The sequence below is a fragment of the Nostoc mirabile CHAB5784 genome (genome assembly GCF_020829645.1).
GTDB lineage: Bacteria > Cyanobacteriota > Cyanobacteriia > Cyanobacteriales > Nostocaceae > Nostoc > Nostoc mirabile.
Genome location: NZ_JAIVFS010000045.1, coordinates 10,412 through 21,027, shown reverse-complemented (window position 1 = coordinate 21,027; position 10,616 = coordinate 10,412). Strand labels below are relative to the sequence as shown.

Genomic DNA, 10,616 nt, shown 5'->3' with positions numbered 1-10,616 from the left:
CCAGTTGCTTCAAGTCGGGAAACCCGCCCAACGCACTGGCTTCTCTGTGCCTCTGCGGTTCGTTATTCCGTAATTCGTGCGTAAGTCCTAAATTGGTATAAAACTTCTATTCTCTCTGCACCTCTGCCTGAGACTAATCTTCACAAACATCCTAGCATCAACCAACAACCATGCCCGCCGTGGATAAACGTCAAAATATCGAAAACATCTATCCTCTCTCGCCAATGCAGCAGGGAATGCTATTCCATACCTTGCTGACACCGCAGGCGGGCGTGTATGTGCCACAGGTTTGCTTGAATTTAGAAGGTAAACTAGATGTCAATGCCATGCAAACCGCTTGGCAAGAGGTTATTAGAAATCATGCCGCTTTGCGATCGGCATTTTATTGGGAACAGCGTGATAAACCTTTCCAAGTCGTCTTTCGTCAAGTTGAATTTCCTTGGACATTTTTAGATTGGCGAGAACTATCATACAAAGAACAGCAAGCACGATTAGAGGAGTTTCTAGAGGGCGATCGCTCTTTGGGATTTGACCTGAAAGAGCCGCCCCTCATGCGTTTCACCCTTATTCAACTTGACAAATCTCAACATACTCTCATCTGGACACAGCATCATTTAATTCTCGATGGTTGGTCATCGGCGCTGGTTATTCAACAATTCCAACACTATTATCATTCACCGTCACGATATCCTAACCCGCGTCCCTACGGTGAATATATCGCTTGGTTGCAGCAACAGGATCAAGCTGCTGCTAAAACTTTTTGGCAAAAACAACTCCAAGGTTTTATCACCCCAACATCGCTGCCGATTTCTCAGAAATTACGCACTACTCAACCCAGTTTACAGTCAGAGATGCGTTCGCTCAATCCTGATCAAACTGCCACTCTGCAAACCTGGGCAAAACAGCATCAATTAACCCTAAATACAGTGCTACAGGGAGCTTTCGCCCTATTATTGAGTCGCTACTGTAACACCACAGATGTGGTATTTGGTGCTACCTCGTCGGGACGACCAGCAACCCTACCTGGTGTACAATCGATGGTCGGGCTATTTATCAACACATTACCCGTGCGAGTGCAGGTTTCACCGCAAACAAACTTAGTTGAATGGTTGCAAAAATTACAAGCACAACAGGCAGAATCATGGCAGTATGAATACACATCGCTGTTAGAAATCCAGGAATGGAGCGAACTCCCACGGGGAACTCCGTTATTTGAAAGTATTTTGGTATTTGAAAACTATCCGGTTGATACATCGGGAGTACAGGGAAACCAAGATTTACGCATTGTTAATATTCAATCAATCGAGTGGACAAGTTTTCCTTTGACGGTGCTTGTATCTGTGGGAAATAAATTGTCTGTAAACCTGAAGTACGATCGCACTCGGTTTGCACCTGTTGCCATGACTCAACTATTAGAGCATTTCTGTCTCCTACTGGAAAGTATGATAGTTCATTCAGGGCAAAACTTGGGAACAATCCCCCTGCTCACACACCAAGAACGTGAGCAGATTATCCAATGGAATCAAACCCAAACAGATTATCCTCAAAAATGCATTCATCACCAATTTGAAGCACAGGTAGCACGGACACAAGATAGCATTGCTGTTGTTTTCGGAGAACAGCAACTTACTTATAGAGAATTAAATCAGCGTGCGAACCAGTTAGCACATTATTTACAAAATTTGGGAGTCCAGCCAGAAACATTAGTTGGGATATATTTAGAGCGATCGCTGTTAATGGTTATTGGCATCTTAGCTATCCTCAAAGCCGGAGCCGCCTACGTTCCCCTTGAAAGAGATTATCCCACACAACGGCTAGGATACATTCTTAGTGAAACAGAGGTGTCAGTAATTTTAACCCAAGCATCTTTGTTAGATCCCCTTTTGCCCCCCTTTCAAAGGGGGGTTGGGGGGATCAGTTATAAAGCCGTATGTTTAGATCGGGATTGGCAGCAAATTAGCCAGCATCCACAGCATAATATAAGCACTTCTGTCAACCTTGATAATACAATTTACGTAATTTATACCTCTGGTTCCACAGGACAGCCCAAGGGTGTAATTAATACTCATCGTGGTTTAAGCAATCGGTTGTTTTGGATGCAGCAGCAGTATGGTTTACAAACAAGCGAACGTGTCTTGCAAAAAACGCCCTTTAGCTTTGATGTCTCCGTCTGGGAATTTTTCTTTCCATTACTCAACGGCGCGTGTTTAGTGATGGCAAAACCGGGGGGACATCGAGATCCAAAGTATTTAGTTGAACTCATCGACCGAGAACAAATTACGACTTTACATTTTGTACCTGCTATGTTGGGGGTATTTTTAGAAGCATTAGAACCCCTCCCCAACCCTCCCCTTAGCAAGGGGAGGGAGCTAGAACCCCTTCCTAACCCTCCTCTTAGCAAGGGGAGGGTGCCCGATAGGGCGGGTGGGGTTCTTTCCACTCAACCAAAAACTTGCTGTTGTCAAAGTTTGAAACGGGTGATTTGTAGCGGCGAAGCTTTATCGCTGGAAATGCAAAATCGATTTTTCCAGCGTTTGGATGCACAATTGCACAACCTTTATGGCCCAACCGAAGCGGCAATTGATGTAACTTACTATCAATGTCAACCTGATGATGATTTACAGACAGTTCCTATCGGTCGCCCCATTGCCAATACACAAATTTATCTCCTCGATGACCATCTGCAACTAGTACCCGTGGGTGTTCCAGGCGAACTCTACATTGGTGGTGTCGGAGTAGCGCGGGGTTATTGGAAACGACCAGATTTAACCGCAGAACGGTTTGTGCCGAATCCGTTTATTGGGGAATGGGGAGTGGGGAGTGGGGAGTGGGGAGTGGGGGATGAGGGAGGAGGGAGAAATAATCCATGCCCAATGCCCATCCTATACAAAACTGGCGATCGCGCCCGCTATCTAAGAGATGGTAATATCGAGTATCTCGGACGCTTAGATAATCAAGTGAAAATTCGGGGATTGCGGATTGAGTTAGGTGAGATTGAGGCGGTACTTAATCAACATCCGGCTGTACAACAAGCGTTAGTGAAACTTCACCCAGACCAAACCGACAATCTGCGCTTGGTTGCCTATATTGTTCAGAAGTCAGCCAGCCAAGAACCAACCTTAACCGAGGAACTGCGGGAATTTTTAGCAAATCTTTTGCCTGATTATATGCTGCCGTCGGTGTTTGTAATACTTGAGGAATTGCCTTTGTTACCCAACGGTAAAGTTAATCGCCAAGCGTTACCACCACCAGAAGATATACGGGACGCTAGTCAGATTCTACTACCGCGCTATCCCACAGAAGCAATTATTGCCAATGTCTGGGCGGATGTGTTGCGACTAGAAAAAGTAGGAGTGCATGATAATTTCTTTGAATTAGGGGGAAATTCCCTATCGGCGATTCGGGTGAGTGCGCGGCTGCGAGAAGCCTTTCAGTTAGATTTGCCCTTGGGGAGTCTGTTTGAAAAACCAACTCTTGCTGGACTTGCAGAACGCATCGAAATTCTGCAAAAGAGCGTCCAACAAATGCAAACAACCCCAACCGCCGCACCAGGTCGTAAGGAGATTGAACTATGAAGACTATTGAAGAGTTTTTATCACACCTGTACAGCCTGGATGTCAAACTTTGGATAGAAGGCGATGCCTGCGGCGGGCAAAGCCTACGCGTGCGTTGTAGTGTTCCAGAGGATGTGCTAACAGATACGCTCAATGCCGAATTGCGATCGCGCAAAATGGAGATTGTCAAATTTTTGCAGCAGGCTCAAATTGCTTCCAATACCTATGCTCATTCTATTCAGCCAGTTGATCGCAATGCTGCTCTCCCCCTTTCATTTGCCCAGCAAAGACTGTGGTTTTTAGAACAATTACAACCTGGTAGTGCTACTTACAATATTCCGACAGCAGTTCGGTTGACTGGTTCGTTAAATATTGCGGTCTTGGCGCGATCGCTTAACGAAATTATCCGTCGTCATGAGGTGTTACGTACTCAGTTCCCTACTGTAGATGGAAATCCCTTAATTACTATTCAGCCGAGTGTAGAGGTTCTAGTAGTCCCAAAGTTTGCTCTTTTAAATAACGAACCGCAGAGGCACAGAGAAGCCAGTGCGCCCTTGCGGTTTCCCGACTTGAAGCAACTGGCGCGACACAGAGAAAGAGAAAGAGAGAAAGATTCTAAAACTTGGTTTACCAAGCATTGTTGCCTTGGCAGACTACTAGTGCCTGTTGTGGATTTACAAGCACTAAATCCTCTAGAACAAGATGATGAAGTGCGATCGCTTTTTATTCAGGAAGCACGCCAACCTTTTGATTTAGCTACCGATATACTGTTACGGGTAAAGTTGCTGCATTTAGGTGTCGATGAGTATGTAGTTTTATTTACCATGCACCACATTGTCTTTGATGGTTGGTCAATGGACATTTTAGTGCGGGAATTGGCAACCTTATACTCTGCTTTTGCAGCCAATCAGCCGTCTCCCTTACCAGAGTTGGCAATTCAATATGTTGATTTTGCTGTTTGGCAGAGACAGTGGTTACAGGGAGAAGTTTTAGAAACTCAAATTGCCTATTGGCGAAAACAATTAGGGGGTACACTCCCAGTTTTACAATTGCCCACAGATTACCCTCGTAGCCGGGTACAAACATTCCTTGGTGCAATTGAGTCATTTTCTTTATCACCAGATTTGAGTACTGCGATCGCATCCTTAGCCAGCAGCGCAGGTGTCACGCCATTTATTATTTTATTAACAGCTTATAAAGTCCTTCTGCATCGTTACACCGGACAAACAGATTTACTTGTTGGGACTCCCGTTGCTAATCGCCATCGCCGGGAAACAGAAGGGTTAATTGGCTTTTTTGTCAATACATTAGTTTTACGGACAAACCTTGCTGGTAATCCGACCTTCCAAGAACTATTAGAGCAGGTGCGGGGAACAACTTGGCAGGCTTATGATCATCAAGATATTCCCTTTGAAAAATTGGTAGAAGTCCTGCAACTAGAACGAGATTTGAGCTTTAATCCCTTGTTTCAGGTGAAATTTCGTTTAGAAAATCACACGCATGAAAAATTACAATTACCAGGATTAACCCTTACACCCATACAGAGAACCGAAGCCAGTGCCAAACTCGACTTGAGTTTAGATATGTACGAAACATCCGAGGGTTTAGTGGGTGCGTTTGAATACAACCAGGGTTTATTTGCACCCCAGACAATTGCCCGGATGGTCGAGCATTTCCAGACACTACTAGCAGGGATTGTGAGTAATCCAGAGCAAAGAATTTCCGAGTTACCGTTGCTAACTGAGTTAGAAAGACAACAAGTGTTAGTGGACTGGAATCAAACCCAGGTGGAATATCAAAGCGAATGCACCTTTCACCAACTATTTGAAGCACAGGTAGAAAAAACACCAGACGCACTCGCCTTGATATTTGAAAATCACAGCCTCACCTATCGAGAACTTAATCAACAAAGTAATCAAGTCGCTCATTACTTAAAGCAACGCGGCGTGCAACCAGAGGTAATTGTGGGATTGTGTGTGGAGCGATCGCCACAGATGATAATTGGCTTACTCGGCATCCTCAAAGCCGGTGGAGCTTATTTACCCCTCGATCCCAATTATCCTCCAGAACGGCTAGCTTATATGCTGGCAGATTCTCAAGTACCGATTTTGCTCACCCTGGAAGAGGGCAGGGGGCAGGGGGCAGGGAGCAGGGGGCAGGGGGCAGGGAGCAGGGGGGAAAGACTTTCTCCTAACTACGAGGTAATTTGTCTTGATACAGACTGGGAGGCAATGAGCCAATGCAGCACAGATAATCCACAATGTCAAGTAACTCCAGCTAATTTAGCGTATTTGATTTACACCTCCGGTTCCACTGGCACGCCTAAAGGAGTTCTCATAGCCCATAGCGGCTTAACAAACCTCACAGAACACAAAATCAATATCTGTGATGTGCATCCCGGCGACTGCGTATTGCAATTTTTCTCCCTCAGCTTTGATGCATCTATTCCTGAAATCATTATGGGGCTGGGTTGTGGTGCTAAACTCTGCCTTGCCAAATCAGAATCCTTACTTCCCGGTGCAGAATTGCTGCAATTGCTACGCGATAACGCCGTTACCCATATAACTATTACACCATCAGCCCTTTCCCTCCTCCCTACACAAGACCTGCCCAAATTACGGATGATATTAGTAGGTGGAGAAGCCCCTTCCCCAGAATTGATTGTGAGATGGTCGAAAGGACGACGCTTCATCAACGCCTACGGCCCTACCGAAGTCACAGTCAACGCCAGCATGGTACTTTGCGGCAATGGACATCCCTTGCTTCCCACCATCTGCCCCAGTGCCAACAAGCAACTATATATATTAGATAGTTATTTGCAACCAGTCCCCATCGGTGTGATTGGCGAACTCTACATCGGCGGCGTAGGCGTAGCACGAGGCTACTTGAATCGCCCAGATTTAACCGCCGAGAGATTTGTACCGAATCCGTTTATTGGGGAGTGGGGAGTGGGGAGTGGGGAGTGGGGAAAAAGCAGGGGAGCAGGGAGCAGGGAGCAGGGGGAGATGAGGGAGATGAGGGAGTGTGGGGAGTGTGGGGAGATTATAAAAAAGCTTCCCACCCCTCCCACACTCGCAATGCCCCATGCCCCCCATGCCCCATGCCCAATGCCCCAAACCCTTTACAAAACCGGCGACCTCGCTAGCTACTTACCAGATGGTCGAATCAAACTTTTGGGACGAATTGACCATCAGGTAAAGATTCGTGGTTTTCGGATTGAACCCCAAGAAGTGGAAGCGGTTTTGTGCCAACATCCCGACGTGCGTGCAGGGGTAGTCCTTGTCCGTGAAGACCAACCAGGAGAAAAGCGTTTAGTCGCATATATTGTTCCTGACTCCGCCATCACCCCTACCGAACTCCGTCGCTTTATGCGGGAGAAGTTACCAGAATACTTAGTGCCGACGGCGTTTGTACTGCTGGATGCTTTACCCCTAACTGCCAACGGTAAAGTAGATATGCATTCTCTCCCCATACCCGAACAAGTACGTTTAACAACAAAATTTATACCGCCTCGTACAGATATTGAGGTGCAACTAGCTAGTATCTACGCCCAGGTACTCAACTTAAAACAGGTGAGTATCCATGATGATTTTTTTGATTTAGGTGGACATTCCTTGTTAGCAACCCAATTGATTGCCCAATCACTACAAGTCTTTCAGGTAGAACTGACCGTGATTGATTTGTTCGATGCGCCAACAGTGGCGGGTTTAGCAGAACGAATTTTGCAACAGCAACTCAGTATGCCTGATGCTAAAGACGAGGAACGGGAGGAAATCGAAATTTAATATGAACCAACCGATGTATCTCAAACCTAATGTCATCGTCGAGCCACTAGTTAATCAGTGGTATGCTTGGTCACATTTAATTTCTCCAGCAACGGCGGCGATGTATATCGCTAATTCCCATCTGCCAATTATGCAATCCTTCATTGCAGCACCCCAAGTACATCGGGATGCTTTGAAAAATCCGGCAATGATTGGCAGCCCCTTCATCAACTACGATGCTAGTCGGGTAGAAGAAATCCGGCGATTACTGGAAAAAACCCAAAAGCAACAAGCTCAAATGCTGGCGCTAGCCCAGGCAATTCCAGACTTGGATAAGTTGTTAGCAGAAAATACCGTTGGTGCTTCCCTAGAACCTTTGTATGAACTAATTCCTGCACCGTTGCGGGGATATGTGGAACTTGTGCAGGACGCTAACAATCACCCCTCGATTCGCTTCATTGAAAAGTTATTATACCGTAGTTATTACTATAATCCTGCAAATCAATCAGTTAATTTATACTTGGGTGACGGAGATACTCGTAGCTTTGTCCTCAGTACACCCCGCTTACCTGCTGAAGATAGTTTACACCTGCAAATTCCCTTTTGCGATCGCCGCCTAGACCAACTATTCAGCTTGCGTCACAACCCGCTTCCCTACAACGAAATTCGAGACATTCTGGAAATTAGCGAACAACAAGATGCACTATTTTCTCAATTCTTCACTACTACACCTCCCACCCAGGAACCTGATTACGATGGGGATGGAGTGAGAATTCGCTACTTTGGTCACGCCTGTGTTTTAATTGAAACCCAATCTGTAAGTATTTTATGTGACCCTCTAATTAGCTATCCTGATGCATCGGGGATTAAGCGCTACACTTTTGCAGAACTTCCCCAGGTGATTGACTACGTTTTGATTACCCACAATCATCAAGACCATGTAATGCTGGAAACCCTTTTGCAGTTACGCCACAAAATTAAAACCGTGGTTGTACCAAAAAGCAATAAGGGAACACTCATCGACCCCTCTTTAAAGTTGATGCTGCAACAAATTGGGTTTGAGAATGTCCAAGAAATTGATGAACTAGAAATCATTAACATCGCCGATGGTTATATTGCCGGTTTGCCATTTTTAGGAGAACACGGAGACTTAAATATTGGTGCGAAAACAGCTTACCTGGTGAATCTTAAGGGACGCTCAATTTTGTGTGCCGCCGATTCTAACAATATTGACCCTCAACTATATACACATCTGCATCAAATTTTTGGTGATATTGATGTGCTGTTCATTGGTATGGAGTGTGATGGCGCAGCTTATAACTGGGCATACGGAGCATTATTAACTCAGCAAGTTCCTCGGAAAATTGCTAAAACTAGGCGATTAGATGGCTCAAATGCTCAAAGAGCGATCGCGCTAGTTAATCAATTCCATCCCCAACAAGTGTATGTTTATGCTATGGGTCAGGAACCCTGGCTAACGTTTATTACTTCCATTCTCTACACCCCAGAGTCAAAGCCGATTGTCGAGTCTAACCAATTGGTGGAGTATTGTTGCAGTCAAGAAATTGTTAGTAAACGCCTCTTTGGTTGTGAAGAGATTTTATTAACACCTCGTTCAACAAATACATCTACCTTAGGGAGTATTTTGAGCCAATCTGAAGTACCCTCACAACCTATCTATGAAAGTTTTATATCCCCAATCCAGAAATTCCTCTCAGAATTACAGCGTCTAGATATTCGCGTTTGGCTTGATGATGTCAACGACACCCCGAAACTGCGCTGTAATGCTCCTAAAGGTGTGCTGACAGATGCACTCAGAGAGCAATTGCAGGCGTACAAGGCAGAAATTATCGAGTTTCTGCAAAATTCTAGACGAGGATTAGAAGTCAATTGGCAACAGGAGGCCATTCTCGATTCTACCATTGTTCTTCCCACCCCCCTTAATCCCCCCGATGCATTGGGGGAAACAGATTCCGATTCCCTCCCCTTTACAAGAGGAAGGTTAGGGAGGGGTTCCGACTTTGCAACAGGAGAAACAGATTCCGATTCCCTCGCCTTTACAAGGGGAGGGTTAGGGAGGGGTTCCGACACTCCAAAAAATCATGTTCTATTAACCGGTGCTACGGGGTTTGTGGGAGCGTTTCTTCTCCATGAATTATTATGCAGAACTTCAGCATCAATTTATTGTTTAGTGCAAGCAGAAACAACTGAAGCTGCACAGGAAAGAATTAATACAGCATTGCAGTTTTATAAACTTTGGGATGCATCCTTAGCAACGCGCATTGTTCCTGTACTTGGGAATCTTGCTCAACCTAAATTAGGACTTTCGTCATTCCAGTTTCAAGATTTAGCTAGTCAAATAGATGTGATTTATCACAATGGGGCGCGGGTGAATCATACAGAACCTTATACTCGCCTCAAAGAAGCAAATGTTTTAGGAACTCAAGAAGTTTTACGACTGGCGAGTTGCACAAAATTAAAACCTGTACATTTCATCTCTACAATCAGTGTTTTTGCCGCCAATAGCAATACGAAAAAGCTCCGAGTAGAAGAACAAGATAGTTTAGATGATTATCTCATACCCGTTGGTGGCTATGCTCAGAGTAAATGGGTGGCTGAGAAACTGGTAATTGAGGCCAGTAAGCGCGGGATTCCTATCAATATTTACCGTTTAGGTGCAATTTCAGGACATAGTAAAACAGGAGTATTTAATCAAAACGATTTTCTTTATAAATCACTTTTAGGTTATGTGCAGATGGGCAGTATGCCAGATGGAACTATGCCTTTAGAAATTTTACCTGTAGATTATGTTAGTCATGCGATAGTTGAATTATCATCAATAGCATCTTTTGGTCAAATTTTCCACTTAGTTCAGTCTCAACCTGTTTCCTCAGATATTATCTTTGAGCAATTACAAAAGATGGGCTACTCAATTAAGAAAGTACCTTATGAGCAATGGTACAATCAACTACTAGAAATTGCCAACCATTCACCAGAACATATTTTATATCCTCTGGTGTCGTTATTTCCTCGCAATCAAACTAATAATGTTGACACGAATAAAGTAAGATTAAAATTTAGCGATCGCAATACCCAAAAAGCATTAAATGGAGTGATATTACCTCCGATGATTGATGGAAATTTAATTCAGATTTACCTTGATTATCTGATAAAAGCTGGTTGGATGGAAGCACCTGCAATCGTTGAAGTTAAAAATTAATAAATACTTCTTATACCTTTGCGCCTTTGCGTGAGATTTTTCATTAATCAACAACACCCAAAATCTAATTTATTTCAC

General features: G+C 44.5%; 3 protein-coding genes. All 3 read left to right on the top strand.

The features are described from left to right. Nucleotides 1–170: 170 nt before the first annotated feature. The 3 genes from LC653_RS24965 to LC653_RS24955 are packed head-to-tail and all read left to right on the top strand — an operon-like array spanning nucleotide 171 to nucleotide 10,538. A complete protein-coding gene (locus tag LC653_RS24965; protein ID WP_229497406.1) occupies nucleotides 171–3,575 on the top strand; it encodes a condensation domain-containing protein in 3,405 nt (1,134 codons plus the stop codon). Next, entirely contained in the window at nucleotides 3,572–7,339 is a 3,768-nt protein-coding gene (locus LC653_RS24960; protein WP_229497405.1) for a non-ribosomal peptide synthetase, read from the top strand. The genes LC653_RS24965 and LC653_RS24960 overlap by 4 nt, the downstream gene beginning before the upstream one ends. A 1-nt stretch (nucleotide 7,340) precedes the next feature. Beyond that, on the top strand, nucleotides 7,341–10,538 hold the full coding sequence (locus LC653_RS24955; protein ID WP_229497404.1) for a thioester reductase domain-containing protein: 3,198 nt from the start codon (nucleotides 7,341–7,343) through the stop codon (nucleotides 10,536–10,538). Nucleotides 10,539–10,616 lie beyond the last annotated feature (78 nt).

What these genes read in the sequence shown, in the direction of transcription:
- LC653_RS24965 (WP_229497406.1), top strand. Translation starts at nt 171, where the DNA reads ATGCCCGCCGTGGATAAACGTCAAAATATCGAAAACATCTATCCTCTC.
- LC653_RS24960 (WP_229497405.1), top strand. Translation starts at nt 3,572, where the DNA reads ATGAAGACTATTGAAGAGTTTTTATCACACCTGTACAGCCTGGATGTC.
- LC653_RS24955 (WP_229497404.1), top strand. Translation starts at nt 7,341, where the DNA reads ATGAACCAACCGATGTATCTCAAACCTAATGTCATCGTCGAGCCACTA.